At 48.4% G+C, this 26,662-nt stretch carries 25 protein-coding genes and 7 tRNA genes; 22 read left to right on the plus strand and 10 right to left on the minus strand.

Features of this window, described 5'->3' with window-relative positions; genetic code table 11:
- Nucleotides 1–34: 34 nt before the first annotated feature.
- Nucleotides 35–1,078: an ABC transporter substrate-binding protein gene (locus tag BZG77_RS06340; RefSeq protein WP_077646620.1), complete on the minus strand. Its 1,044-nt coding sequence runs from the start codon at nucleotides 1,076–1,078 to the stop codon at nucleotides 35–37.
- 295 nt (nucleotides 1,079–1,373) lie between these two features.
- Between BZG77_RS06340 and BZG77_RS06345 the strand changes: the two genes are divergently transcribed.
- From BZG77_RS06345 to BZG77_RS06375, 7 genes are all read left to right on the plus strand, one after another.
- Nucleotides 1,374–1,982 carry a 2OG-Fe(II) oxygenase gene (locus BZG77_RS06345; protein WP_077646621.1) on the plus strand — a complete coding sequence of 203 codons (609 nt, stop codon included), beginning with the start codon at nucleotides 1,374–1,376 and terminating at the stop codon, nucleotides 1,980–1,982.
- Nucleotides 1,983–2,098: 116 nt separating this feature from the next.
- Nucleotides 2,099–2,668, plus strand: coding sequence for an alpha-ketoglutarate-dependent dioxygenase AlkB family protein (locus BZG77_RS06350; protein WP_077461326.1), 570 nt, complete (start codon nucleotides 2,099–2,101; stop codon nucleotides 2,666–2,668).
- A 272-nt stretch (nucleotides 2,669–2,940) separates the two neighbouring features.
- A tRNA-Cys gene (locus BZG77_RS06355) sits at nucleotides 2,941–3,014 on the plus strand.
- A 29-nt stretch (nucleotides 3,015–3,043) separates the two neighbouring features.
- A tRNA-Met gene (locus BZG77_RS06360) sits at nucleotides 3,044–3,120 on the plus strand.
- A gap of 37 nt (nucleotides 3,121–3,157) precedes the next feature.
- Nucleotides 3,158–3,233: transfer RNA gene (locus tag BZG77_RS06365), tRNA-Gly, on the plus strand.
- A gap of 36 nt (nucleotides 3,234–3,269) precedes the next feature.
- Nucleotides 3,270–3,346 (plus strand) — tRNA-Met (locus BZG77_RS06370).
- A 35-nt stretch (nucleotides 3,347–3,381) separates the two neighbouring features.
- Nucleotides 3,382–3,457 (plus strand) — tRNA-Gly (locus tag BZG77_RS06375).
- A gap of 36 nt (nucleotides 3,458–3,493) precedes the next feature.
- Here the strand turns inward: BZG77_RS06375 and BZG77_RS06380 are convergent.
- Nucleotides 3,494–4,465 carry a sensor domain-containing diguanylate cyclase gene (locus tag BZG77_RS06380; protein WP_077461232.1) on the minus strand — a complete coding sequence of 324 codons (972 nt, stop codon included), beginning with the start codon at nucleotides 4,463–4,465 and terminating at the stop codon, nucleotides 3,494–3,496.
- A 258-nt stretch (nucleotides 4,466–4,723) separates the two neighbouring features.
- Between BZG77_RS06380 and BZG77_RS06385 the strand changes: the two genes are divergently transcribed.
- Nucleotides 4,724–5,701: an arginine deiminase-related protein gene (locus BZG77_RS06385; protein ID WP_077461233.1), complete on the plus strand. Its 978-nt coding sequence runs from the start codon at nucleotides 4,724–4,726 to the stop codon at nucleotides 5,699–5,701.
- 67 nt (nucleotides 5,702–5,768) lie between these two features.
- Here BZG77_RS06385 and BZG77_RS06390 read toward each other — a convergent pair whose 3' ends face one another.
- On the minus strand, nucleotides 5,769–6,128 hold the full coding sequence (locus BZG77_RS06390) for a HopJ type III effector protein (protein WP_021023128.1): 360 nt from the start codon (nucleotides 6,126–6,128) through the stop codon (nucleotides 5,769–5,771).
- Nucleotides 6,129–6,311: 183 nt separating this feature from the next.
- Here BZG77_RS06390 and BZG77_RS06395 point away from each other — a divergent pair.
- Nucleotides 6,312–6,402 (plus strand) — tRNA-Ser (locus BZG77_RS06395).
- A 194-nt stretch (nucleotides 6,403–6,596) separates the two neighbouring features.
- On the opposite strand, the gene BZG77_RS06400 is transcribed toward BZG77_RS06395, so the two are convergent.
- Nucleotides 6,597–7,373 (minus strand): MipA/OmpV family protein, encoded by a 777-nt coding sequence (locus tag BZG77_RS06400; RefSeq protein WP_077576666.1) that lies wholly within the window; start codon nucleotides 7,371–7,373, stop codon nucleotides 6,597–6,599.
- A 178-nt stretch (nucleotides 7,374–7,551) separates the two neighbouring features.
- Here BZG77_RS06400 and BZG77_RS06405 point away from each other — a divergent pair, with 178 nt between their 5' ends.
- Nucleotides 7,552–8,256 carry a response regulator gene (locus BZG77_RS06405; protein WP_077646622.1) on the plus strand — a complete coding sequence of 235 codons (705 nt, stop codon included), beginning with the start codon at nucleotides 7,552–7,554 and terminating at the stop codon, nucleotides 8,254–8,256.
- On the opposite strand, the gene BZG77_RS06410 is transcribed toward BZG77_RS06405, so the two are convergent.
- The gene (locus tag BZG77_RS06410) at nucleotides 8,229–9,188 is read right to left on the minus strand and encodes a hypothetical protein (RefSeq protein WP_077646623.1); all 960 of its coding nucleotides are present in this window, start codon (nucleotides 9,186–9,188) and stop codon (nucleotides 8,229–8,231) included. The two genes, BZG77_RS06405 and BZG77_RS06410, sit on opposite strands and share 28 nt — an antisense overlap.
- 149 nt (nucleotides 9,189–9,337) lie before the next feature.
- The gene (locus tag BZG77_RS06415) at nucleotides 9,338–10,030 is read right to left on the minus strand and encodes an outer membrane protein (protein ID WP_077646624.1); all 693 of its coding nucleotides are present in this window, start codon (nucleotides 10,028–10,030) and stop codon (nucleotides 9,338–9,340) included.
- A gap of 291 nt (nucleotides 10,031–10,321) precedes the next feature.
- Between BZG77_RS06415 and BZG77_RS06420 the strand changes: the two genes are divergently transcribed.
- From BZG77_RS06420 to glpC, 6 genes are all read left to right on the plus strand, one after another.
- Nucleotides 10,322–11,608 (plus strand): ATP-binding protein, encoded by a 1,287-nt coding sequence (locus BZG77_RS06420; RefSeq protein WP_077646625.1) that lies wholly within the window; start codon nucleotides 10,322–10,324, stop codon nucleotides 11,606–11,608.
- 101 nt (nucleotides 11,609–11,709) lie between these two features.
- On the plus strand, nucleotides 11,710–12,474 hold the full coding sequence (locus BZG77_RS06425) for a glucosaminidase domain-containing protein (protein WP_077646626.1): 765 nt from the start codon (nucleotides 11,710–11,712) through the stop codon (nucleotides 12,472–12,474).
- A 14-nt stretch (nucleotides 12,475–12,488) separates the two neighbouring features.
- Complete coding sequence (locus tag BZG77_RS06430; RefSeq protein ID WP_077646627.1) at nucleotides 12,489–13,172, plus strand: YoaK family protein; 684 nt, start codon at nucleotides 12,489–12,491, stop codon at nucleotides 13,170–13,172.
- Between the two features lie 309 nt (nucleotides 13,173–13,481).
- A complete protein-coding gene (glpA, locus tag BZG77_RS06440; RefSeq protein WP_077646629.1) occupies nucleotides 13,482–15,173 on the plus strand; it encodes an anaerobic glycerol-3-phosphate dehydrogenase subunit A in 1,692 nt (563 codons plus the stop codon).
- Nucleotides 15,170–16,477, plus strand: coding sequence for a glycerol-3-phosphate dehydrogenase subunit GlpB (glpB, locus tag BZG77_RS06445; RefSeq protein WP_077646630.1), 1,308 nt, complete (start codon nucleotides 15,170–15,172; stop codon nucleotides 16,475–16,477). Before glpA ends, glpB begins: the two co-directional genes overlap by 4 nt.
- Entirely contained in the window at nucleotides 16,471–17,724 is a 1,254-nt protein-coding gene (glpC, locus tag BZG77_RS06450) for an anaerobic glycerol-3-phosphate dehydrogenase subunit GlpC (protein WP_077646631.1), read from the plus strand. Before glpB ends, glpC begins: the two co-directional genes overlap by 7 nt.
- A 70-nt stretch (nucleotides 17,725–17,794) precedes the next feature.
- Here glpC and BZG77_RS06455 read toward each other — a convergent pair whose 3' ends face one another.
- Nucleotides 17,795–19,468: a BCCT family transporter gene (locus BZG77_RS06455; protein WP_077646632.1), complete on the minus strand. Its 1,674-nt coding sequence runs from the start codon at nucleotides 19,466–19,468 to the stop codon at nucleotides 17,795–17,797.
- Between the two features lie 196 nt (nucleotides 19,469–19,664).
- On the opposite strand from BZG77_RS06455, the gene BZG77_RS06460 reads away from it, so the two are divergent.
- Nucleotides 19,665–20,138 carry a DUF3429 domain-containing protein gene (locus BZG77_RS06460; protein WP_241844115.1) on the plus strand — a complete coding sequence of 158 codons (474 nt, stop codon included), beginning with the start codon at nucleotides 19,665–19,667 and terminating at the stop codon, nucleotides 20,136–20,138.
- Between the two features lie 31 nt (nucleotides 20,139–20,169).
- On the opposite strand, the gene BZG77_RS06465 is transcribed toward BZG77_RS06460, so the two are convergent.
- A complete protein-coding gene (locus BZG77_RS06465) occupies nucleotides 20,170–20,610 on the minus strand; it encodes a hypothetical protein (RefSeq protein WP_077646633.1) in 441 nt (146 codons plus the stop codon).
- 292 nt (nucleotides 20,611–20,902) lie between these two features.
- On the opposite strand from BZG77_RS06465, the gene BZG77_RS06470 reads away from it, so the two are divergent.
- From BZG77_RS06470 to BZG77_RS06490, 5 genes are all read left to right on the plus strand, one after another.
- Nucleotides 20,903–21,943: a substrate-binding domain-containing protein gene (locus tag BZG77_RS06470; RefSeq protein WP_077461247.1), complete on the plus strand. Its 1,041-nt coding sequence runs from the start codon at nucleotides 20,903–20,905 to the stop codon at nucleotides 21,941–21,943.
- 66 nt (nucleotides 21,944–22,009) lie between these two features.
- Nucleotides 22,010–23,392: a phosphate ABC transporter permease subunit PstC gene (gene pstC / locus BZG77_RS06475; RefSeq protein ID WP_021023114.1), complete on the plus strand. Its 1,383-nt coding sequence runs from the start codon at nucleotides 22,010–22,012 to the stop codon at nucleotides 23,390–23,392.
- Nucleotides 23,385–24,689: a phosphate ABC transporter permease PstA gene (pstA, locus tag BZG77_RS06480; protein WP_077646634.1), complete on the plus strand. Its 1,305-nt coding sequence runs from the start codon at nucleotides 23,385–23,387 to the stop codon at nucleotides 24,687–24,689. Before pstC ends, pstA begins: the two co-directional genes overlap by 8 nt.
- 133 nt (nucleotides 24,690–24,822) lie before the next feature.
- Nucleotides 24,823–25,575 carry a phosphate ABC transporter ATP-binding protein PstB gene (gene pstB / locus BZG77_RS06485; RefSeq protein WP_443216235.1) on the plus strand — a complete coding sequence of 251 codons (753 nt, stop codon included), beginning with the start codon at nucleotides 24,823–24,825 and terminating at the stop codon, nucleotides 25,573–25,575.
- Nucleotides 25,576–25,705: 130 nt separating this feature from the next.
- Nucleotides 25,706–25,796: transfer RNA gene (locus BZG77_RS06490), tRNA-Ser, on the plus strand.
- A gap of 240 nt (nucleotides 25,797–26,036) precedes the next feature.
- On the opposite strand, the gene BZG77_RS06495 is transcribed toward BZG77_RS06490, so the two are convergent.
- Both BZG77_RS06495 and BZG77_RS06500 read right to left on the minus strand, forming a co-directional pair.
- A complete protein-coding gene (locus BZG77_RS06495; RefSeq protein ID WP_077646636.1) occupies nucleotides 26,037–26,315 on the minus strand; it encodes a type II toxin-antitoxin system RelE/ParE family toxin in 279 nt (92 codons plus the stop codon).
- Nucleotides 26,315–26,596: a type II toxin-antitoxin system RelB/DinJ family antitoxin gene (locus BZG77_RS06500; protein ID WP_077646637.1), complete on the minus strand. Its 282-nt coding sequence runs from the start codon at nucleotides 26,594–26,596 to the stop codon at nucleotides 26,315–26,317. Before BZG77_RS06500 ends, BZG77_RS06495 begins: the two co-directional genes overlap by 1 nt.
- Between the last annotated feature and the right edge of the window lie 66 nt (nucleotides 26,597–26,662).

The following is a 26,662-nucleotide window of genomic DNA, read 5'->3' on the forward strand; positions in this document are numbered from 1 at the left end:
CTACGGTTGGCGTAAGCTCGAAAAGCGTCACTGTTTAGCTTTTCAGCATTTGCCAGTATTTTTGGTAGATCGTCACCGCTTCACCAACATCATCAGTAAATTCACCGTTATTGACGGCTTCATCAGACGGGAAAATCGTTTTGTTTTCTCGTAGATCGGCATCTAAATACTCCGCGGCGCCAGTGTTGGGGGCGGGGTAGCCAAACTCTTCGACTAATTTTGCTTGGTTTTCAGGCTGATACATAAAGTCGATAAACTTGTGCGCCAAGGTTTTGTGCTCAGCGTTTTTCGGGATAATAAAGTTATCCATCCATAATATCGCGCCCTCTTGCGGGTAGACAAACTCAATTCCATCGATCTCTTGTTGAGCCATATGAGCATTGCCATTCCATTGCTGACCAATATTGACTTCGCCTGTAATAAACGGGACGTGTGGCGCATCGGAGTTATAAACCACCACGTTATCACGCAGATCGCGCAGGGACTGATAGGCTTGCTTAATTTCCGCTTCATCGGTGCTGTTAATGCTATGGCCCTGGGCTTTTAACGCCATCCCAAACACGTCGCGCACATCATTCAGCAGCATGACTTGGCCACGAAAATCGTCGCGCCATAAATCTGCCCATTTTGTCACTTTGCTACCGTCAATGTAATCGCTGTGGTAGCTAATACCCGTGACACCAAAAACATAAGGAAGCGAGTAGTCATTCTTTGGATCAAATGATTGGCCGAGCAAGCCTGGGCGTAACTGGTTAAAATGACCAATCTGGCTTTTATCAATTTTAGCGAGCATATCCTCGTTGATCATGCGCTCAATAAAATAGGTTGAGGCAAACGCCAGATCATAGCCTTCACTGTTTAGCAGCTTAAGCTTGGCATACATGGATTCGTTACTCTCGAATGTCGAGTAGTTCACATCAACCTGGTATTTTTCTTCAAACGCTTCAATGACATCCATGGGCATATACTCTGCCCAATTATAAAGATTGAGTACCTTATCTTCGGCATGGACGCCGCTTGCGAATACAGTCGTGAGTGCAAGTGCTGTTGCGGTGATTCCTTGAGTGATTTTCTTCATTATCATGGTCCTTCAATGGCTAATTGGCCGAGTACACGTCAAGCGCATAATATTGCACCCAGACTCTGTATAAAAGCCTTTTCGTGATCAATCTAGGCCTTTTTAAAGGTTCCGCTAACAGTAGCATAATGCCGTGCTCGCCCCCTAAAACTCGCGCCGAATACAAGGTGAGTGATATGGGTGATGACACCGACGGTTCTATAAATAGTCCTTATCGTCACAATAAAGAAAATAGGTTGCCCCCCAGTCAAAAGGCAGTAAGGTAACCGTTCTAATTGGCGACGGAGATAAGTATTTGAACGAACTGACCATCATCGATGATATTGCGACTCATGGCCTTAGTGTTTGTGACGATTTTTTATCGGCGCAAGCGGTTAGCGATTTGCAGGCATGCTTACCCGCTCAGTGGAATCAAGCGGCAATCGGCCGAGAGCGTAAACAGCATACCAACACCCAAATTCGTCGCGACAAAATCTATTGGTTAGAACGTGATATGGCGCCCGCTATCGATACGCTTTTGGATAAAATGGCGAATTTGCAGTATGCCTTCAATCGGCATTTATTCTTGGGATTGTTTGAGTACGAGGCGCATTTTGCTAAGTACAATCCCGGTGATTTTTATGCCAAACATTATGATGCGTTTGAGGGACGATCAAATCGTAAAGTCACGACGGTACTCTATCTAAACCACGATTGGTCTGAGCAAGACGGTGGTGAAATCGTGATTTACAACCCTGATGGGTCGCATCGCCAAACGCTGTGGCCCAAAGCGGGACGGCTGGTCACTTTTTTATCCGAAGCGTTTCCCCATGAAGTGCTCCCGGCCAAAAGGCAACGGTTTAGTATTGCGGGTTGGTATCGGTTAAATGGCATGAGTGGCCGACGTGTTGATCCAATTCGTTAACCACAGCCATACTGAATGCCATATGAGAACCGAGGTGACAATTGTGTATGGCACGCCCCCCACAGCAACAATGTTTTTTTACCGACACGACGTTTGATCCGCAGCAAGGTGGAGCTATGCCCCAAGCTGACGTCTATTGGTCCCCAAACTGGCTAGCGAGCAATCAAGCGGATGCGTTTTTTACATCGCTTCGCGCACAAACGGCTTGGCAGCAACTTCCTATTTCGATGTTTGGGCGGACCGTGATGCAGCCGCGCTTGTTAGCTTGGTATGGTGATCATGCTTATACCTACAGTGGACTCACATTATCTCCCCGTCCTTGGACATCAGAGTTACTGGATTTGAAAGCGCGTGTTGAAGCCGCCACCCACGCCCGTTTCAATACCGTCTTGCTCAATCTCTATCGAGATGGTAGCGATTACATGGGCTGGCATAGAGACGATGAATTGGAATTGGGGAAGCAGCCGACCATTGCCTCGGTGAGTCTGGGCGCGAGTCGTCGGTTTTTATTCCGTCACCCCAAGCGACAGCTAAAGCGTGAGTTTTTACTCGATCATGGCTCACTGTTAGTGATGGCAGGCGAGACGCAAACCCACTGGCAACATAGTGTGCCCAAAACGCAAAAGCCGCTGGGTGAGCGAATCAACCTGACGTTTCGTTGGTTAAACAGTGAAGAGGCTAAGTAAAGCAAGCTGATCGCCTGCGGTGAACAAGTCACTATCGCATTACGCCTCGTCTATGCGATCGCGTGAAATTTTTAGGAAAGACGCGTGAGATTTTTAGCAACGAATAGGGGAATGGCAGTAATAAATGCTGAAAATAACAGCGGATTGGTCGAAGTTTGACGCTTTTGTTTGTAAAACAGCCATCTGAAACTTTTATTAAATAATAAGTGTTGACTCGATCACGTTTATCCGTAGAATGCCTCCCCGTACCGCAGAGACGGAAACAAAACAAAGGCGCGTTGGCAGAGTGGCTATGCAGCGGATTGCAAATCCGTGTACCTCGGTTCGACTCCGGGACGCGCCTCCAAGTTCCTCTAGGTGCACAGTAAAATCGGACGCGGGATGGAGCAGTYTGGTAGCTCGTCGGGCTCATAACCCGAAGGTCGKTGGTTCRAATCCRSCTCCCGCAACCAATTTTTACAAAGCGTGATGCAACGCTTAATTGCATAGGCGACATTAGCTCAGCTGGTAGAGCGCGACCTTGCCAAGGTCGAGGTCACGAGTTCGAACCTCGTATGTCGCTCCAAGTTTTGCCCACATCAAGCATGATTGATGTTACGGACGCGGGATGGAGCAGTCTGGTAGCTCGTCGGGCTCATAACCCGAAGGTCGKYGGTTCRAATCCGSCTCCCGCAACCAATTTTCTAAGCGCTTTTAGGCGCTTGATTGAATAAGCGACATTAGCTCAGCTGGTAGAGCGCGACCTTGCCAAGGTCGAGGTCACGAGTTCGAACCTCGTATGTCGCTCCAATCTCCTCATCGTTTATCTCACCTATTTTGTTAGCGTTATCCAATATCACGTGTTTCCGAAGGCACAGGGTATGTCCGAGTGTCGTTCGTTGCGTCTAATAACATGGTTTCTAATGTCACTGTTTCATCGATCTGGGTGAAGTGGGCGAGGCCGACCGAATAGACAAACGGATAACGTTCTGACGATAAACGCCGGCAGAGCCTTAGGTAAAATCGATCTAATTGGGCTTCGACGGCGTCAACGTCTTGTTGAATCAATAATACGGCGAATTCACAGCCTTCTAAACGTCCTATCCAGCCTGTATCATCAAAGACATCCCTTAAACAGGCGGCAAATGCTCTCAGGACGCCATCACCCGCATGCTTGCCATAGTGCCGATTTATGCCTTGTAGCTGACGGACGTCAAAGTGCAGCAAAGTATGTTGATCTTCGATCACCATCTCATCGGTCAAATAGCTGGTTACTTCTCGGTAAAAGCCACGGCGATTAAATACGCTTGTCAAAGGGTCGATCACATTTTGTTGAGTCATGACCAGCTCATGTTCCACGATTCGCGCGAGATCTGACAGCGCGCGCTCACAGGCGTCAGTGAGCTGACGAGGCTTGTGGTCGATGACACAGAGGGTACCAAGCAAGTGCTCGCTATCAAGACTAAAAGGGAATCCAGCATAAAAACGGATGTTAGGAGGGCCGGTTACCAATGGGTTATCATCAAATCGACGATCATTAAGCGTGTCCTCAATGATAAATGGTTCGAGTTGATGAATAGCATGGCCACAAATGGACTCACTGCGCCCAGTCTGATTAACGGCTAACCCACGTTTGGCTTTAAACCATTGGCGATCTTCATCAACCAGGCTAATCGCAACCACCGGGCAATCAGATACGTAGGCTGCGACACGCACAATTCGCTCAAATCGATCTTCACGGCCCGTATCTAATATCCCTAGATCGTACAAGGCGTGAAGACGCTTATCTTCGTGGCGAGTCGGCTGCGCTGGTTTCATGCTCTATTCTCCCTGTTTATTTTAATAGTGTAGTTAACTAAACTTCCGCCCTGCAATGTGCGGATTCACCTGGATTTGTAAAAAAATGATTTGTAAAAACCGGGGTGTAAAAAACCCTATTTGTAAAAAACTTGTTTCAATGATATTTTCCTGCGGTTATTCATTCCACCGGGTGAGGCTGTTGCGCGTTTAAAACTGATCGCGTACCCCATAGCCCATCTATACTCTTTAAGTCATGTTGTTTTAGAAGGTTTGCTTATGGCGTTTTTAGCGAGCTATGATACCCAATATCCGCTATCCCATCCCCACGCAGCGTCGGCCGTGTTGATGGTGCCCCCGCTTCATTTTAAGTTTAATGCACAAACCAGTGAGGATAATGGTTTTCAACACGCTCCCTCATTGCCCGACGAGGAAGTAAAAACGCGCGCCATGGCAGAGTTTAATAACATGGTGATGATTTTGCGTCGCCACGGTATTGATGTGGTGGTGATGGAATACCCTGACTCGGATCCGGCGACACCGGATGCCGTCTTCCCGAATAACTGGTTTAGCACCTTGCCCAGTGGTGAGCTTTATCTTTACCCTATGGCATGCCCAAACCGTCAGTTGGAGGTAAAGCCAGAGCGTTTAATGGCAGCATTGGATCGTGCCGGCTATGACGTTAATCATGTGCACAAGGTCAAATGTCATGATAAAGAAGAGGCGTTTCTCGAAAGCACAGGCGCAATGGTTATCGATCACCTTAACCAGCGTGTTTATGCGGCGCTTTCACACCGTTGTGACAGTATTTTATTGACCGAATGGGCAGCAAAGGTGGGCATGCGACAAGTCGTGAGCTTTAACACCGAGATGAGCGATGGCAATCCGGTTTATCATACCAATGTGATGATGGCTGTGGGCGAAGCGTTTGCCGTGGTTTGTGATGAGGTAATAGAGGCCGGGCAGCGGGATTTGGTCTGCAATACACTGAGCGAAGACAAAACGCTCGTCTCGATCAGTGAATCACAAATGAATCAGCTTTGTGGCAATATCTTGCAATTGCGAAATCGACATGGCGAATCGGTGATTGTGATGTCGTTGTCTGCTTACAGTGCTTTTACAGAAGCGCAAAAGCGTACATTACGCCAGTTTGGGAAACTGGTTCCTATCGATGTCACAACAATAGAGACAATTGGCGGCGGTAGCGTACGTTGTATGATGGGGGAGATATTTCTGCCGCGTCAGCATACTAGCTAGCGTTCGATCAAGTATGGCGTCATAGGCAAACGGCGACCGCGGGTCGCCGTTTTTGATCGGACGTCATTTAAGAATGCGTTCGCGTTTTTGCTTTTAAGGGCATTTTGTCAAACGACACACCTTTCCATCCAGTTACCATAAAATTGCGAATATTTTTATGATCAGTCCCAGAGGGATGGCTCAACACGTCCTCGCGGTAGTACCCTCCGAAACACGCGAGCGTTTGCGCTTCTGTTAACTCATGCAGCCGGCAAAACGCGAGCACTTTGCAAGAGCCTGTATTTTGTCCAGCTTTATTGGCGAGATTACCGTTAGTAAATCGCGTGGGCGCGTAGTCGTAATGTGCATCTATCACCGCCATCGTCTCATCAAACATTACCATATCGGGTGTTTGTGTGACTTTGGCGAGAAAGCTGTCTAAGGTCATGTCGGTTCCTGAGTTAGTAACATGCGAGCTCTCAATGGAGAGTATATGCACGTTGTACCAACTTGTTCACCGAATGTGAAGCCGCGACATGTCAGTAACGGATGAATATCCATCACTTAAACAAAAAATAGTGTTGCAGTACTTTACATTGCACTAGGGCATCATTAGTATACAAAACTGTTCGGAGGGATGGCTGAGCGGTTGAAAGCACCGGTCTTGAAAACCGGCAAGGGTTAATAGCCCTTCCAGGGTTCAAATCCCTGTCCCTCCGCCAAATCTAAAAAAGCCGCTGAAAAATCAGCGGCTTTTTTGTATCTATTTTAACCCTCTCTTTCCGAAGTCCGCTTTAGTAGTTTTTTCTATAATCCCAATATTCATCCGGCTAAAGAATACGAACTCCATGACGTGACAAGGCCTCCGGATGAAGCGGAGGCCTTATTGAAATAGTTATGATCTGAGCTCGGGATCTTAAAAATGATAGCTCATGGTCACTTGTGCATCCCACTGATTAGCGCTATCTACGATTGGCGAATCAGCAATGTCACTGCCCAAACGGGTGTATTGCGTACTTTGGCTGATATCCCAGTTTTCGCCCATTGGCATCACAAGCTTGTATCCTAAGTTGTAAGTAAAGCTGTTATCGCCTTTATAAGCCGAACGTTGCATGGTCGCTTCACTGTCTTTTACACCAAAATAATGATCAACATAATCATCACTTAGCCAGTTCACACCCGCGAATGGAACGAAGTCGATTTTACCAAAGTGTGTGATATGCATGTACTTCATGCCAGCGTTTAGACCGTCGTATTCGCCCGTGATGTCGTGCCCTACAAATGTAGAAAGAACACCACCCATACCGGTATTGATATCCATATTAAAACCGCCATTGATCCCTGCATTACGATCTTTCATGCCAGCCAGGCTATCAGCGTCTTTGCTCTCGTAACCCTTTGATGCATGACCGATAAAAGCGTTGATATTCACACTGTCATCATTATTGCCGAAAAAACGGTAGTTAAGGCCATTTGTTAGATCAGCGTTGAAGTCTTCACCGCGATAGCCAAGGTTTAGGTTCAGATAGGTAGTGTCATCTTGGCTTTTGTAAAGATCACTTGTCGTGCTGATACCCACTTCAGCGACCGCTTGTCCTTCATGTGAGTAGATATTGCCGTTACGGATATATGTGTCGCCCGCATAGGCTGCATTTGACGCGATCGCTGCGATAATAATAGCTAGTTTTTTCATGTGTTTTACCTTAAAAGTGTCTAACGCTCGGATTGGCAGTACTCTAAACGCAGCGATGCAATAAAAGTATCTTAAGTTGGTATGGAATTGTCTGGTGTTTGTAAACGAAATAATCGGTAGAAATTAGGCTACAATTGAGGTAATCATAGGTAAGATAATCACGTTGTTATGAGTGAAAATGGAAGAAAAAATACATTTGTTTGTGGTTGAAGATGATCCGAAAATGCGCGAAATGCTGACAGAGTACTTCGAGGCACAAAATTACACAGTAACGGCATTAGAGCAGGGTACTGGGGCGGCAGAACGCATTTTAGCGGATCAGCCTCATTTAGTCTTGCTGGATTTGATGCTGCCTGGCGATGATGGATTAACAATTTGTCGACAGATACGCAATGATTTTCACGGACTTATTATGATGTTAACCGCCAGTGATGACGACTTTGATCATGTCGCGGCACTGGAAATTGGCGCCGATGACTTTGTTAGTAAACCCATTAAACCAAGAGTACTGATGGCGCGAGTACGGATGTTATTGCGTCGTCAATCAGAAGTTATCCTGCCATCAACACCGTCAAGGCTGTTGCAATATGGTGGGCTTGTGCTTAATCAAGCGCGCCGACAGTGCCAGTTGGATGAACAAAGCATTACGTTAACGGAAAGTGAGTTTGACTTACTGTGGCAGCTCGCGTCACACCCCGATGCGGTTCAGTCTCGAGATACACTGACCAAAGCGCTACGGGGCATTGAATATGACGGTATCGACAGAACGGTAGACAATAAGATTGTTACACTGCGAAAAAAACTGATGGATGACGCGGCGAGCCCGCACCGTATTATCACGGTACGGGGGAAAGGTTACTTATTTGTTCCTGACACTTGGTAAGCTTGCTCTGACGTGACGACCCTTGTTTTGATCAACGCGTAGAGCGTAGGCGCATTTTCACCAAGGGTTTGTTTCCACGTCTCTGAGAGTTGGTCAAGTATGAGGCATAGCGCCAATCCCTTTTCATAAGACATTCTTCGTTCGAGTAAATGGTGATTGTTACTGCTAATGATCCAATTAAAATAGTCATTAAATGAGAGAACAGTGTCATTTGCGGCAGGAACAAACATTTCATCATAGTATAGAAGAAAGGGTTTGAGCTCTACGTATGTTGCTGTTCCTTCCATTGTTTCACTGTTCGTCTCCGCGACGAGTTGGGGCCATTGCTGATAGCGTTTTTCTCTAATCGCAACCCAGTCTCGCAGCGTGCTTTTTAATACGTTTTTGTCTGATAAATTGTCTAACGCTTGGTCAAGTAGCGTCATTTCGCGCGCGAGTAGCTGATAGTGTTCATGATTATGTGGGTATTGTGCGATAAATTCATTACCATTTTGATCATAATTCCATCTTTTTTGGTGATACAGGTGGAATGCTTCATGAGACATGAATTGTGAGAACCCTGCACCTCTATTGTCATTAATGAGGAAAGACCCTTCAGAATAATAAAACACTAATGCGTCTTTACCCTCAATCATTGTGTTTGTGAAGTTCGCAATAAATCGCCATAACAGCGTGCTTAGATCATACCAGCGTGTGCTGTAGAGGTTGCTAATGTTCTGGTATGGCGAGGTATCGACTTTTTTTAGCCAAACGCTATCGTAGTTGTCCGGTTTATTGACGATAAATATTGTGCTGTATATATTCCACTTTTTTTTACTCACCAATATTATAGGGTGATCCTGTAACACATACTGATTGTTCCATATGTCCTGAGGTGGAAAAGAAAATAATGCGTCTAATTCATTGAGCATAACGCGATCAACAAGCGCCATGTTTCGTTGGTTGTTAGGCGAATAAGTTGTTGATATAAAATAACAATATAAAACTATAACAAGTGTGGCAATGAGGGCTAATGTTCTGTTTAACATGACCGTATGAATAGTAGAACTAGACAGCCATGGTATGACTGCCTAGTAGAAGATTAAAAGTGATAGTTAAGGCCGAGATAGATTTGGTTTGACTTTTTGAAATCAAACTCGTCATCGTATTTGTTTTTATTGAGGCGTTGGTGTCTTAACCCTAACTCAACGTCTACATCTTCGTTTAAGTTAACACCTGCACCAATAAATGCGGCAGTCATTAGTCCAGATTTGGAGGTTTGACTTTTTTCGGTTTCGTAGCAATAGCTGCTATTACTGCATTCGGTTATCGCCTTATGCTTGAGCGTGTCTTTATAATGACCTACTTCCAATCCAGCAAAGCTATAAAGAGTAGCACTGATCGAATACTTATATTTTCCGCCTAGACCGAAGGTATCTATATGACGTTTGGTTTCTGAACGGTCTTTCAAGGACGTAAACGTAGAGCGTCCCAAATCATAAAAACCATACATGTCGATACTATGGCTGCCATGCTGATAAACGTTTTTCCCGATGTTGATCGATGTTGTTGACACTTCATCAAAGTCTGCACCTGACGGCGAGTCAGGATGACTGCTCCATCCTTCTGCTATGTCCCAATGCCTTATTTTCGGTGATTTGGCGTCTGTAAAAATAGTGTTGCCGTGTTTAAAACCGATAAAGTAACGATTTTCTGTATTTTCTTTTGCATTGACACTCATCGCAGAGGCTGATGACGTTAATGCTAAAATAACGAGCATTGAATGTGTTTTCATGATTTACACCCCTGATTGTTATAGGGCTGCAGGGTACTCAATATAAAGGGCGATGAATGTCACTTTTTTGTCTGTCTATGTCGACAAGTGGTCAATGGATGTCGCCATCAAGGTAATGCGCTGAAAAATAAGGTGCAGGATCGTGACAAACCACCGACAGAAGTCGATGCGCAGATGATTTAGTATCATGATATCGTCTGGTTCTGCATAAGCATTATCTGCATGAGCACTATCTGGACAAGCAGCAAGGGCTGTCTATTCATACTTATCATTCGCGTTTAAGGTACGGGCATGCGCAGAATATATATTGAATTCTATGTGGGGTTAGTGGTTGTTTTTTTTATCACCATGACCTCTTTTTTTGTCTTTGAAGAGGGCGTGCTCGGTGATTATGAAGCCATACTCGAACAAAGAAGAGCGGATGGCATTGTAGATATGCTCGATGCCATTGAAGCAACGTCTGGTACAGAGGCTGCCTTGCAGGTACTCCGAGGCTACGTTGACAAGGTCGAATTAGAGCTGGATGTGTACAACACGCACACTGTCCCGGCAACTGTTGCAACCTATTTTAACCAGCAAAGCCGTGAAGCTGATGTCTTTTACGATGATGAAGACACGCTATGGCTCAAGCTATCGGATCATCAAACGTTTTACAGTATGCAAAATGCGCCAGACTCTAAGCTACATCAATCCGTTGCGTTTAATGAAGACTTGCTGGTTGTGTTTTTATTCGGCGGGTTTGCCATCTATAGCTTCTTTATGGTGTGGTTTTTAAGTCGCCGTGTCCGTGCGCTCGAGAAAACAGCACATCAGTTTGCAGACGGTAATCTTACCGCACGTGCGTCCACGCGGAGCCACCAGCGTGTTGGGTCACTGAATCGCACCTTTAATCATATGGCCGATCGCATTGGTCATTTAGTTACGAGTAGCCGAGCATTAACCAATGCGGTGGCGCATGAATTGCGATCGCCGTTATTTCGAATTCAATGGCAAGCTGAATTGTTGGCAGAAAGCCAGTTAGATAGCAAGCAGCAAAAAAAAGTGGCGAGTATTATTGAAGACACTGATGAAATGACGTCACTGGTCGATGAGCTTCTGTATCTGGCCCGTGTTGATCATCCTAACACGCTATTTTCGCTGCAAACGCTCGATACGTCTGTGTGGATGAATGCACAATGGCCGCGTTGGCAAGCGCTGAGCACTAAGTCCGTAAGTTTGGATGCACCACAAGATTTGCCCAGTGTTGAGGCCGACCCTCACCTGCTCAAGCGAGTGATCACCAACTTAATCGGTAATGCGGAGAAGTATGCGACCAGTCAAATAGCCGTGCGTGTCTATTGTGAGGACACTCAGCTGGTGATCGCGGTACACGATGATGGTGAGGGGGTCGAATCGTCACACTGGCCATTTATTTTTGATGCCTTTTACAGTGCGGATCGTTCCCGCGATAAAAAGCGTTCCGGCTATGGTTTAGGGCTTGCGATCGTCAAACAAATTGTCACTCGTCACGGCGGCCATGTTGAGATTGACCATAGTGATTTAGGTGGGGCATGCTTTCGGGTGGTTTTTCCCTGTTAACATAGATGTGGCGCTGCCGGTATGAAGTTGAGAGGGCGGTATTCGTCGCCAACGGGTATTTCGCGTATAATACCGCTCACATCGACAACATCAGGGGCATCATGAAACATCGTAACTTTGTCTTGATTGGCATGGCTATTGTTGCTGTGGCTATCACCATTTTGATCTCGTGTCAGCAGCCCAAAGCTCCCCTTGTTCCTGATTTCCAATCTTTTGCCGCGGGGGCAGAGCGCAAGCAGGCGTTTTTTGATTACTTTACGCCCGTTGTCAATACGATTAATAGCCAAATACGGGCCGATCGTACCGCATTGTTGGCATGGCATGCGCGTAAAAATGCGTTAAGTAGCCGAGAAACAAAACGCGTCCAAGCGCTGGCGAATCAGTACGAGTTAGCAGACTTTGATGTTAGCCAGGAAGCGAATTGGATGGCGCTGATCCAACGAGTGGATATCATTCCGCCGTCGCTGGTGTTAGCGCAGGCAGCCAATGAGAGTGCGTGGGGCACCTCGCGGTTTGCACGTGAAGGCAATAACTACTTTGGCCAGTGGTGTTTCAGCAAAGGGTGTGGTCTGGTGCCTAAGCAGCGAACGGAAGGCAAAACCCATGAAGTGGCTGCGTTTGAAGGGCCACAAGCCTCGGTAGAAAGCTATATCAACAACCTTAATACCCATGCCGCATATCAAGGACTACGCGAGATCCGCGCCCGTCTGCGAGAGCAAAACAAAACGCTTTCAGGCGCGGTGCTCGCCAATGGATTAGGGCGCTACTCTGAGCGTGGGCAGGCCTATGTGGAAGAGTTACAAGCGATGATCCGTCATAACCAACTCGATAGGCTCGACCCGCCAGCATCGTCATCGACTAACTAACGCAAGGAAAGCCAATGATTACCCGTTTGCCTCGGTGGGTTGAATCCGGGGCGTTCGTGTTGGCACTGATCGCCGGCACCATCAATGCGATCGGTCTGTTGGGCTTTGAACACCAAGCCGTCTCACACGTATCAGGCACTGCGACGCAATTTGGCTCGGGGCTGTTTGCGGGCCAGTGGATGCACGTTGTTCAGCTGGGTGGCTTATTGTTGGCCTTTTTCCTTGGTGCTGCGGTGTCCGGCTGCTTGTTGCATGGTAGCACGCTAAAGCTGGGCCGCCATTATGACTCGGCACTTTTTGTTGAAGCCGGGTTAATTGTGGTGGCGTTTTATTTTTTATCCCGCGGCCTTGCCATTGGTCAACTGGCGGCATCGGCGGCTTGTGGCCTGCAAAATGCGATGGCGACCACCTATAGTGGTGCGATTGTACGCTCAACCCATTTAACCGGTATTGTCACCGATTTAGGCTTAATGTTAGGCGGCAAGCTGCGCGGTAACCGCGTTGATAAGCGTAAACTGATGCTGTTTTTACTGATTGCGTCGGGGTTTATTGTCGGCGGCGTGGTAGGGGCGGCGTTATTTGCGCATTTCCACTTTACGGCCCTGTTGTTTCCGGCGGGATTATGCTTCGTGGTGGCACTGTGTTATCGCGCCACCATGACTCGACAACGTTTGAGGTCGGGCAACAATAGCCAATAAATACACAATGTATTAACAATGCGCGTTTTCGAGCATGGCGCCTTTGTCTTCTCTGTCTTCTTTGTCTTCTTTTTCACGACCATGCTATTCCTAGGTGTTTTCCTCAAATGGCGGATAAACGTGGCCTGGTTTCTTGTAGTGCTCATTTGCCGTGTCACCATTCGCGCGCTATCCGCCACGCAAAAGTTTGTCCTAAATCAAACAAGCCGCAGTTTCCTTTTCGCTTTCGCGCATAGTGTGATGTTGTCGCCGTCATTGTTGCACGGAAAATGCCACACTCTGGTTACGATAAAGTAACAAGGAGGCCCCATGCCAACTCGCCATTATATTGAAACGGATGTGGTCATCATTGGTGGCGGTGCGACCGGCACTGGCATCATGCGCGATTGTGCGCTTCGCGGCATCTCGTGCATTTTGCTCGAACGTGACGATATTGCGGCAGGCACTTCGGGTCGCAACCATGGGTTGTTGCACTCTGGGGCTCGTTACGCGGTCACGGATACCGAATCGGCACGCGAATGCATCCAAGAAAACACCATTCTTAAATCTGTGGCGCGTCATTGCGTGGAAGATACCAAGGGGCTGTTTATTACCTTGCCGGAAGACGATCTGGCCTACCAAGATACCTTTATCGCCAGTTGTGATAAAGCCGGTATTCCGACACGAAAACTCACACCGCATGAGGCGCTCGCTCTAGAGCCCAATGCTAACCCGGCCATGATAGGCGCCGTGCAAGTGCCCGATGGCACGGTTGACCCCTTTCGTTTGTGTGCGGCAAATGTGTTAGACGGTAAAGAACATGGCGGCAAGGTATTTAATCATACCCAAGTCACTGGATTAATTCGCCAAGGCGCGACGGTACAAGGGGTTCATTGTATCCACACTCTTACGGGTGAGCGCTTTTCGATTATGGCTCAGCAAGTGATCAATGCGGCAGGGATTTGGGGCCAGACTATCTGTGAGTATGCCGATCTCAACATCAAAATGTTTCCTGCCAAGGGCTCATTACTGATCCTCGATTACCGCATTAATAATCGAGTGATCAACCGCTGTCGCAAACCGGCCGACGCGGACATCTTGGTGCCCGGTGACACCATTTCCTTAATCGGTACCACCTCTGAGCATATTGAGTACGACCAAATTGATAAGTTGGCGGTGACGCCACAAGAAGTGGATGTGCTGATGCGCGAGGGCGCCAAGCTGGCTCCCATCATGGCCAATACTCGGGTGTTACGGGCTTATGCAGGCGTACGTCCATTGGTCTCGGTGGACGATGATGGCAGTGGTCGTAATATTAGCCGCGGCATCGTGTTGCTTGACCACCAAGCGCGCGATGGCCTTGACGGTTTGATCACCATAACCGGTGGCAAACTCATGACCTATCGACTGATGGCCGAGCAAGCCACAGATTTGGTGGCTGAAAAACTGGGTAACCGCAATGCCTGCCAAACCGCGACACGGCCACTACCGGGCTCTGAGCCCTCCAAAGGGATCAGCAAAGCCAGTGCAAGCTTGGTCAAACCCGTCTATCAATCCGCCTATTATCGCCATGGCGAACGCGTCAGCCATTTTTTGGATGAAAGTGACGACAGCCAAGCGGTGATTTGCGAATGCGAAATGGTGACCAAAGGCGAGGTGAATTATGCCATTCAATCGTTGGATGCAAAAAACATCACTGATTTACGCCGTCGCACCCGTCTTGGAATGGGGCCGTGTCAGGGCGAGTTGTGCAGTTATCGCGCCGCCAGCCTATTCAGTGAGTGCGGAGGATTAGATGGGCAAGCGAGTGCTGGGCTGCTGGTGGACTTTCTTGAAGAGCGCTGGAAGGGCGTCAAGCCTATCTTCTGGGGGRACGCTTTACGCGAAGCCGAATTTAGTTACTGGATTTATCAAGGATTATTTGGCGCCGGTGATGTGCCTAAGTCGTCGAGCGAGGAATCAAAAACGGAAATGAATGAGCAAGTGTCCACTCAAGCTGTCGATCAGGAGGTCTCACAATGATTCACTATGATATTGCGGTGATTGGCGGTGGCATTGCTGGGTATACGGCAGCGATACGTGCATTGGAAGCCGGCAAAAAAACGGTAATGATCAGTGCGGGACAAAGTGCACTGCATTTTTCCTCGGGTTCAATTGATGTACTGGGCCATTTTCCTAATGGTGAGCCGGTTACCCAACCGTTTGAGGCGATTCCCAAATTGGTGCGCCAGCATCCTGAGCACCCTTATGCCAAGGTGAGCCTTGATGAGATCACCGATTCGTTAACCTGGTTCCAACAGCAACTCAGTGCGCAAAAAGTGTGCTTGTATCATCAAGAAGACAACGCCAATCATGGCCGGATCACGTCGCTGGGCACCGTGCGTCCGACGTGGTTATCGCAAGGGCACGTGTATCAACATCGTGGTCCGCGTCGTTTTTCGGGTCTCTGTTTTGCCGCCATTGACGGCTATCGCGATGCGCAACCGACGTTAGCCAAAGACACCATTACCGCGCAGCGTGATTTTGCCTCCTGCCCGAGTCGCACCATCACGCTTTCGATTCCTGGTGCGGAGCGTTTGCGCCGTAACCGCAATGAATTGCGCTCGGTTGATCTGTCACGCTTACTGGCTGAGCCTAACGCCTTTGACAGCCTGTGCGAGCAGTTAATCGCGCAATCTGGACCGGATGAGCTCGTGATTTTGCCTGCTATTATTGCCAACGTCGCGGGCGAGCAGGGTATGGATGCACTTAAACAGCGCACCGATCGTTGCTTCCATGAAGTGCCCACCATGCCGCCTTCGTTACTCGGGATTCGAATAGAAGAGGCCCTGCAGCGCGCGTTTGCCAGTGCAGGTGGCATGTTGCTACGCGGTGATCAAGTCACCAGCGGCGAGTTTGACGACAGTGGCCGCCTCACCGCATTACATACCCGTCAGTTAGAGGATATTCCGTTAACCGCAGAGGCAGTGATCTTGGCGACGGGAAGCTATTTTAGCCGCGGCTTGAATGCGGATCGCACCCAAGTTAGCGAGCCAACACTGGGGTTAGATATGGTACAAAGCCCTGACCGCAGTGAATGGCGCAATGACGACTTTTTCAGCCAGCAAAGTCATCCGTTTATGGCCTTCGGTATTAACACGGATAACCAACTGCGACCTACCGCGCGCAGAAAACGTTGTCAAAACGTGTTTGTATGTGGGGCAGTACTCAGTGGTTACGACCCCGTATTTGAAGGTTGCGGCGGAGGCGTTGCGGTTGCAACAGGCTACGCCGCGGCACAACGAGCACTTGCCGTGATGGCAAACGCTAAGGAGGCCATATGTTAACTGAATGGCTTAAACAGCGAGAATATCGCGACCATGCACCGCAGCCCACCAGTTTTGACCAGTGTATCAAATGTACCGTCTGCACTGTGTACTGCCCAGTGTCGAAAGTGAATCCGGCGTATCCGGGCCCCAAAGAGTGTGGGCCGGACGGCGAGCGTCTGCGGATCAAAAATCCAGAGTATTATGACGACCTACTCAAACTATGCACCAACTGCAAACGCTGTGAAACCGCCTGTCCCTCTGGGGTGAAAATTGGTGATATCATTGCCGTGGCACGGGGTAAACATGGCGAGAAAAACATCAATCCTAAGTTGATGCGTGATTACGTGCTCAGCCACACCGATTTATTTGGTACCTTGGCGAACCCGGTGGCACCGATTGTGAATGCGATGACGGATTTAAAACCGGTAAAAGCGGTGATGCATGCCACCATCGGGGTAGATAAACATAAATCCTTGCCTAAGTATTCTTTTGGTACCTTCCGCCGCTGGATGAAAAGCCAAACGGCGGCACAAGCTGAATACCCCAAACAAGTCAGCTATTTTCACGGTTGTTATGTGAATTTTAACAATCCGCAGCTCGGCAAAGACTTGGTCACAGTAATGAATGCGATGGGCTATGGCGTTCAGCTATTAGAGAAACACAAATGCTGTGGTGTCCCCTTAATTGCTAACGGTTTTTATGATAAAGCAAGACGCAATGCCACCGCCAATACCGCGATGATTGCCGATTCTGTTGCCGACGAGCGCCCAGTGATCGCGACGTCATCATCATGTGCGCTGACACTCAAAGAAGAGTATCCGCATGTATTGGGCGTCGACAATCAGCATGTGGCAGGACAAATTAGCTTCGTGACCCGTTTTTTACTCAAAGCGGCAATGAATGGCGAGATGCCCAAGCTAAAACCCATCAATAAACGGGTGGTGTATCACACTCCTTGTCACTTGGAGCGCAGTGGCAATGCGATGTTCACCATTGAGCTATTGCGGATGATCCCCGGGCTAGAAGTGATTGTGCTCGATAGCGAGTGTTGTGGTTTGGCAGGCACCTATGGCTTTAAAACCGAGAACTATCAAACCTCGATTGCCATCGGTAGTGGTTTGTTTGCTCAGATTAAAGCTGCAGAAGCTGACTTTGCTATCACCGATTGTGAAACCTGCAAATGGCAAATTGAAGAGAACACACCGTTGGAAGCCTTGCATCCGGTCAGTGTGCTGGCGATGGCCGTGGATGGTGCGAATCCATAAAAGCGACGACGACCTCGAATAAAAAGCGCCACCGTATGAGGTGGCGCTTTCGTTGGTCAGTGAAACCGGTCTAGCGATTCGCTTGTGATGGCGTCGAGGCGGTGGGCTTGCCAACCGGCTCTGCCAGTAAAGACTTCATCACACTGATGGTCATTAAGATCACCAATACACTGATAGGTAATGCAGTCACCATGTTGGCCGTTTGTAAGGCTCTTAAGCCGCCTGCGACCAAAAGCACCGCGGCGACGGCGCCGATCATAGTGCCCCAGAAAACACGGAAGCGTTTCGGCGGATCATCATTGCCCATCGACAGAATGGTGGTGAGCACCAAGGTGCTGGAATCGGACGAGGTAATAAACCAGCTAAATAGTAAAAAGATCATCATGGCGTTCAGTATCCAACCCCAGATACCACCGCCGGTAATGCCATCGGCTGTGGCGAACAATGCCGCAGGCAAGTCCCAACCATTCACCAAGTCAATGATTCCCGCCGTACCGACACCCGTCTCAGCAACAAGCTCTTGATGCAACGCATTGCCGCCAAAAATGGCCAACCAGGCAAAAATCATCAGCGTTGGCGCGCAAAGCACACAAACCACAAACTCACGCAGGGTACGTCCGCGAGAAATGCGGGCAATAAATAAGCCAATAAAGGGCGCCCAGCCAATCCACCAACCCCAGTAGAAAATGGTCCAGGCATTTTGCCATGCGGCTGGGCCTGGTGCTTCAGGAAACCACAGTCCCATTGGGATAAAACCGACCAAATAGTCACTGAGTGAAGCCCCAAAGACGTGGATTAACCAGGTGGTTGGGCCACCAAATAAGAAGTAAGCGATCACCAATGCCGAGACGATAATGTTCCACTCGGAAATAACGCGGATCCCTTTGCCGACGCCAGACAGAGACGACATGATTGAGGCCACTGAAATCAAAACGATCAGGATAACCTGAGTCATGACACCGGGGTCGATGCCAAATAAGCGATCGAGCCCCACTGCGATCTGACTGACACCTAACCCGAGCGAGGTGGCGACACCGAATACGCAGCCCAGGACACCTAAAATATCGGTGATATGGCCAATGGGCCCGTAGATCCGATCGCCAATCAGTGGATAAATAGTGGATCGCAGCGCGAGCGGCAGTTTTTTACGGAACGAGAAATACGCCAGCGCGAGGCCAACAATGACGTACACGGCCCAGCCATGAAAGCCCCAGTGAAAGTAGGTAACACGCAGGGCAGCGGCCGCGCGATCAAATCCCATGGTGGTTGCGCCTGCCATATCAGCATATGGGTTGTTGGGGTAGCCGAACGCACCACTTGTATCAAAGTAGAGCGTGGGTTCGGCTACCCCAAAAAACAATATGCCAACACCGACACCGGCGGAAAATAACATCGATAGCCACGAAAAAGTACTAAATTCGGGGCGATCGTCGTCGTCACCCAAACGAATATTACCAAAACGGGTGACTGCAATAATGAAGCTGGCGGCCAATAAGAGAACAAGCACCAACATGTAATACCAACCGAACGTAGACTCTACCCATCCGCGAGCAGCAGCAAAAACACTGGCTGCTAGGTGCGTGTTAAACCCGGTAAAAAAAACGAAGACGAAAACCAGAAGGGTAGCGGCGATCATCATATTTTTATGAACGCCCTTAAACGGCCCCGTTTGGGTGACGCAATCGGCAAACGGATGCTGCAATGTGCTGGCATTGCTCGCATCCGACGTACTTCGTGTTGACATGAGTAACTCCTTTTTAAACAACAAAACGCGCAACAATTTACGCAAGGTGCGTTTTCTTTGCAAAAAAAAGAGGCTTTTATCACGGTAGTGAAGTGCAAAGTGATGAGAAAAGCAGCAAACCGACACGAGCTATCAGCCATCATGGCAGTGATACCGTATAAACGAACTGGACTGATTTATGAGTAGGAGTAAAACAATGCCGCAACCTGATGTTCGTTCATCGTCATCGGAACGCACCATGTTGAATTTAGGCTATCTTGGCCTATTACCGTTCGCGGGGGCCCTCGTGGTCAGTTGGACTGGGCTGACAGTTTTTGGCTTAGCTGGCGAACAATTGTTTATTACCTACAGTGCCGTGATTTTAAGCTTTTTATCCGGCGTGTTGTGGGGGAGCGGCCTGGATAACACACCCCCTACATTGAGTCGGTATGCGTTAGTACTCAGTAATGTGTTCGCCTTGCTTGCATGGGGTGCATTGGTCAAAGGGGCGACGCCTCTATCACTGACCGTAAGCGTGCTTACGGCAGGTTACTTTTTCGTGTGGCTTACCGAACGGTGGATTCGACATCGCCAACAAAAAAACGATCAGCCAGCGGGGTACCAAACGATGCGCGATCGGCTCACCCTGAGTGTGGTAGCTTTTCATGGTTTGTTACCCGTAATTGCATAACAACAAAAAATGCGCCTGAGTGGCGCATTTTTTATCGAAATAAATACAGAGAGAGAAAGTAATTCACATTTTGGTTGATAGCACGCAAAACGGCAGCAAGCCCGGCGTCGCTGTTTTCGGTCACATCCCAGGGAATAAATTTGCCGTAGCTTGGCAATGGCAGGCCCGATTGTACTGATGCGGGATTCAGTGCAACTAAATAATCGACATAGTCGAGTGTCAGCGCATCCAATGGCGCCGGCGCCAGATCGTAAGTCGATATTTGAAACTGGATCAGCGCTTGTGCGGCCTTATCGGTGCTCATGGTTTGCGTTGTGTGATAACAGTGCACATCAAAAAAACTGTTCGCTTTGCTTTTCATCATTGCGGCTGCCATTAACGACGCGCCGTATTTTCCATCACACAAAAAGAGCACCAATGGCTTGGCATCAGTGTTCAACCGTGTGTCCTCATTGTGGTTAGCATCTGTCATTGCCTTCTTTATCCAAATTGTTCGCAGCTAACATCTCAATGGTGATGTTGTCTCGCTGCTATGCTATCGATGTTTCATCTATCCTAGCCACTTCCGCGCGCAGCGCTAGCGCACCTTGAGCAACTTTTGACTGTGCTACCAATGCCTCTGGCTGTCATCAAACCTTCATCATCGCATAAAGGAACTGTCACTTTGTGCGCTTAACGTGTCTCCCCGTTAACCGAGTTCTTCGTTATGTGTAGATAAATTGATTTACACAGCACTAACTTAAATAATCGACTTGGAGGTTGATGTGAAACTTAAAGCTCTCTTTGCAGCGACGACAGTATCAATGGCCGTGCTGGCCTCAGGTAGCGCAACGGCGGCAAGCCGTGACTACATTAGCATCGTTGGCTCTTCTACTGTTTACCCTTTTGCTACTGTCGTTGCTGAGCGCTTCGGTCGCACGTCGCAATATTCAGTACCAAAAATCGAATCGACTGGCTCAGGCGGTGGACTTAAGTTGTTCTGTGCGGGCGTCGGTGAAAACACTCCAGATGTGACTAACGCATCACGTAAAATCAAAAGCTCGGAAATTGAACGCTGTCAGTCAAATGGCGTCGACGAGATTGTCGAAATCAAAGTCGGTTATGACGGTATTGCTATCGCAAACTCGAAAGTATCGCAACAGTATGATCTCACGCTAAAAGATATCTACACCGCACTCGCTAAAACCGTCCCAGACGCTAACGGCAACTTTATCGACAACCCCAATGACACGTGGAAAGACGTGAACCCATCACTGCCTAACACCAAAATCGAGGTGCTAGGTCCACCACCAACATCAGGGACGCGTGACGCGTTTGTTGAGCTAGCCATGGAAGCGGGCTGCTCCGAGTATCCTGAAGTCGCAGCACTTGAAGACAGTAACGAAGACAAATTCAAAGCGATTTGTCACGGCATGCGCGAAGACGGTGCTTTCATCGAAGCCGGTGAAAACGATAACTTGATCGTGCAAAAGCTTGAAGCAAACCCAGATGCGCTTGGCATCTTCGGTTACAGCTTTCTTGAGCAAAACGCAGACAAAGTACAAGGCTCTAAAATCTCGGGTGTTCTGCCAACATTTGATGCCATTGGTACCGGCGAGTATCCCGTATCACGTTCACTGTATTTCTACGTTAAAAAAGCGCATGAGAACGTGATTCCTGGACTGACCGATTATGTGAAAGCATTCACCTCAGAAGAAGCAATGGGCAGCATGGGTTATCTCGCTGACCGTGGCCTTATTCCACTGGGTGAAAACGAGTGGCAACAAGTACGCAGTGCTGCCGTCGATTTAAAACCAAACTTGTAAGCGCATTGTGAATACGAAAGGGTGGTACGTGTCACGTACCCCCTTTATTCGTGTTCAGGAGGAACAATGACAACACCCATGCTGATGACCGTGATTGCTATTATTGCAATTTCCGGCTTTTTTATTGCTCGAACGCGTTCTATTAAGCTTGCCAACATGGCTGGTGGCTTGAGCAAACTGCATTCTCGACCTAACTATTACGGCTCATATGTCGCCATTTTGGCGGCGATTCCGGCACTGGTTCTTTTATTATTGTGGCAAGCGGTAGAACCGAACTTGATCCACAGTTTGGTGATGGCACAAATTTCCGATACGTACGTCACGCAGTTCGGCAATGCGGATTTGTTATACAGTCAAATCGGTAATATTGCTCGTGGCATCACCCAAACTGACGATGCTGTCTTGTTGGCTGCGGCGGACCATTATCAAACCCTGAACCATTTAGGGACCACATTACGATTCACCGCAATGACTGCACTTGCGTTGGCGGGATTAGCCTTTGGCTGGCGCTCGCTACGACTGCGTTTACGTGCCCGCAATCGGGTCGAAAACGTGATGCAGGGCTTTTTATTGTTCTGCTCAACCCTCGCAATCTTAACCACATTCGGCATTGTGCTCTCAGTGTTGTTTGAAGCGATGCGATTTTTCCAAATGATCCCCGTGACCGAGTTCATCTTTGGCACCGAATGGTCGCCACAGATTGCACTGCGTGCAGATCAACAAGCCTCGAGTGGTTCTTTTGGTGCGATCCCGCTATTTACCGGCACTTTGATGATTTCATTCATCGCCATGTGTATCGCGGCACCGGTTGGGTTAATGAGTGCCATTTACTTGGCTGAATACGCGTCGCCCCGTGTTCGTGGCATTGTTAAGCCTATTTTAGAGATCCTTGCGGGGATCCCGACAGTGGTTTACGGCTTTTTCGCAGCGTTAGTTGCGGCGCCATTTATTCGTGATGTTGCCCATGCGATCGGCTTTACCAGTGCATCGTCAGAAAGTGCACTCGCAGCTGGTGCGGTAATGGGCATTATGATCATTCCGTTTGTCTCCTCGCTGTCCGATGATGTGATATCCGCCGTGCCTCAGTCACTGCGTGATGGTTCATTAGGGCTAGGCGCTACCCCCTCTGAAACCGTGCGTCAGGTTGTGATTCCAGCCGCGTTACCAGGCATTGTCGGTGGTTTATTGCTGGCGGTATCACGCGCGATTGGTGAAACCATGATCGTGGTGATGGCGGCAGGATTATCGTCTAACTTAACGGCGAACCCCTTGGAATCGGTGACTACGGTCACGGTTCAAATCGTGACATTGTTGGTCGGTGACCAAGAGTTCGATAGCCCTAAAACGCTGGCTGCATTTGCTTTGGGTCTCACGCTGTTTGTTGTGACGCTAGCGCTCAACTTCGTGGCGCTACGCATCGTGAAAAAATATCGAGAACAATATGACTGATAAAATCGAAAAAATTGCGCAAGAGAAGCGTGCTAGGGTGAAAGCAGGCCTTGCGAAACGTCGCGGAAAAGAAAAGCGTTTCCGCTGGTATGGTATGACATCGATTTTTCTCGCCTTCACCTTTTTGGTATTGCTGATTGGGTCGATTGTCTCCCAAGGGTATACGGCGTTTTACACCACCGAAATCCGTTTAACGGTTGATCTCACTGAGCAAAGCTTGGGCATTGAGGGAAAACCACTTAACGATGAAACATTGGAGTACCTCAGTTATCGCTCGGTATTGGCGAAGGCCATATTTAATGCGATGCCAGAGGTGACCTCGCGGGGCGATAAACGTGATCTACTTCGCTTTATCTCTACGGGCGCGGAATATGATTTGCGTGACCGTGTTGCCGCAAACCCCGATCTGGTCGGACAAAAGATTGAGATTTGGGCATTGGCGGGTGATAACGTCAACCAATTCAACAAAGGCAACATCGACGGCAAACTCCCAGAGTCAAATCGTCAGTTTAAAGACAAGCACATAAACTGGCTTAACCAACTGGAAGATGATAATCGCGTGCGCACCGTGTTCAACACGCGCTTCTTCACCAATGGTGATAGCCGTGATGCTGAATTAGCGGGCATTTGGGGCGCGACTGTTGGGTCTTTCTACACCTTGTTGGTAACACTGGCGTTGAGTTTCCCGATTGGTGTAGCAGCCGCGATTTACTTGGAAGAATTTGCGCCACGTAATCGCATTACCGAAATTATTGAAATTAACATTAACAACTTAGCAGCCGTCCCCTCGATTGTGTTTGGCTTGCTGGGTCTGGCTGTTTTCTTGAACTTTGCTGATCTGCCACGCTCGGCGCCAGTCGTTGGTGGCTTAGTGCTCACGCTCATGACATTACCGACGATTATTATATCGAGTCGTTCGGCGATTAAAGCGGTTCCGCCCTCGGTCCGTGATGCGGCTTTGGGTGTGGGTGCATCTAAGATGCAAATGGTGCTTCACCATGTTTTGCCATTGGCGATGCCAGGCATGTTAACCGGTACCATTATCGGGATGGCACAAGCACTCGGAGAAACGGCACCGCTACTGATGATCGGTATGATCGCGTTTATCGTTGATGTGCCATCTGGTCCGCTCGATGCGGCCACAGCGTTACCCGTGCAAATCTATTTATGGGCAGAGAATCCTGAAAAGGGCTTTGTCGAAAACACCTCAGGCGCAATCATGGTACTGCTGGCATTCTTAGCCTTTATGAATGCCTGTGCGGTGATTATGCGTAAGCGTCTCGAGCGACGCTGGTAAGTCGGGAGAGAGAATCATGACGACGACAACAATGAACAACCTAACCATGACTGAAGATGTAGTGGAAGCCGCACCACAAAGCACACAAGCACCGAGTGAAACCTGTGGTATTCCGTTTGTTGATATGCCACGCATGACAGCACGAAATGTGTTCGTTAATTATGACAACGGATCTAAGCCGGCGATTAAAAATGTGAGCCTTGATATCGGCGAGAAAGAAGTGCTTGCGATGATTGGGCCATCAGGCTGTGGTAAATCGACATTCTTGCGTTGCTTAAATCGTATGAATGATACGATCCCGGGCTGTGAGGTGACGGGGGACATCATTTTGGGAGACACTGACATTTACCACCGTGAGAGTGAAATTGTCGAATTGCGCTCACAAGTCGGCATGGTGTTCCAACGTCCTAACCCGTTCCCTAAATCCGTGTATGACAACGTTGCTTATGGCCCGCGTATTCACGGCTTGGTCGACAGTAAAACTGACTTGGATGAACTGGTGGAGCAATCGCTAACACGTGCCGGTTTGTGGAATGAGGTCAAAGATCGTCTGGATCAGCCGGCAACCGGCTTGTCTGGTGGTCAGCAACAGCGACTTTGTATTGCACGTACTATTGCGGTCGCACCGGAAGTTATTTTGATGGATGAGCCGTGTTCAGCCCTCGATCCGATTGCCACTGGGGTGATTGAAGAGCTGATCTCGGATTTGAAGAAGAACTTCAGCATTGTGATTGTGACGCATTCCATGCAGCAAGCAGCTCGTGTGTCTGATCGCACCGCTTATTTCCATCTTGGTAGCTTGGTTGAGGTTAACACAACACAAAAAGTGKTTAATGATCCTGAGCATAAGCTGACGTCTGACTATATCAATGGTCGTTTTGGTTAAATAAGCAACGGGGTGGCAGAGGGGAAACCTATTCAAATAGGTGTTTGCTGATAATTTCAGCACTTAAGCGCGAGAAAGTAAAAACACACTTTACATCGCWCTGAGTAGCCTCTACTATACGCCCCGTTCCGGAGAGATGGCTGAGTGGTTGAAAGCACCGGTCTTGAAAACCGGCAAGGGTTAATAGCCCTTCTAGGGTTCAAATCCCTATCTCTCCGCCACATACAAAAAAGCCGCTGCTCAGTCAGCGGCTTTTTTGCATTTACTCCCCCGCAAACTCCCAAACTCTGACCTCACCAACATTTTAGGCGATTCTGTCTAAACAGCTATTCTGCACTCTGGTACGCTAACCGTCATATTTCTGTCTCTTACATGGCCTTTTGGGCCCCCAGTGGTTTGCGGCAACATCGGTATTGTGTTGCTCACCACTTAGGCGAGCGTTAGTTCCCCAGAGGCAGCAATCAATCCGTAGGGAATTTTTGTTTCTGGTGGAGTACACGCATCACTCGGATGATATCGCCCTCGACCCAGTAAGAAACAATCATCGAAATCTCAGGAATAATGAGCAATCGACCGCGGATGCCATCTTGTTGTGCACCCATTAAAGGTTGTTCAAGCAAGTTTTCTACTTTTGCTTCAATGAGGTTGTCAGTTTTTTCTGCCGCATCAGGGTTGAAGTCATAGAGAAACTCGAAGATCTTTTCACGATCATTAAGTGACGCTTCTTCCCATAAAATCATTACTTACCTCGATGACGGATTCTGGCCTTACGCTCTTCCATTCGAGATTTAGCTGTTTGGTGCTCAACGAAAACGGATTTTCCTGAGTCAAACTTCTCAAATGCTAGGTTGACTTGTTCAGTTAGCCATGCATCGTGAGATAATGTTTTTCTCTGTTGTTCAGCGAGTTGCTCAGTAAGTTCACGGCAAGCATCACTCAGAGTTCGACCTTGGCTTTCAGCCATTTGTTGAGCGAGACGTTTTGTTTCTTCATCAACACGAAATTGAATTCTTGTGTCCATGATGTATTCCTTTGTTTGTGTGTGTACAAATGTTAGCACTAGACTTTGATATGGGCTACTAACAAA

It is taken from the genome of Salinivibrio sp. IB643, from assembly GCF_001996105.1.
GTDB lineage: Bacteria > Pseudomonadota > Gammaproteobacteria > Enterobacterales > Vibrionaceae > Salinivibrio > Salinivibrio costicola.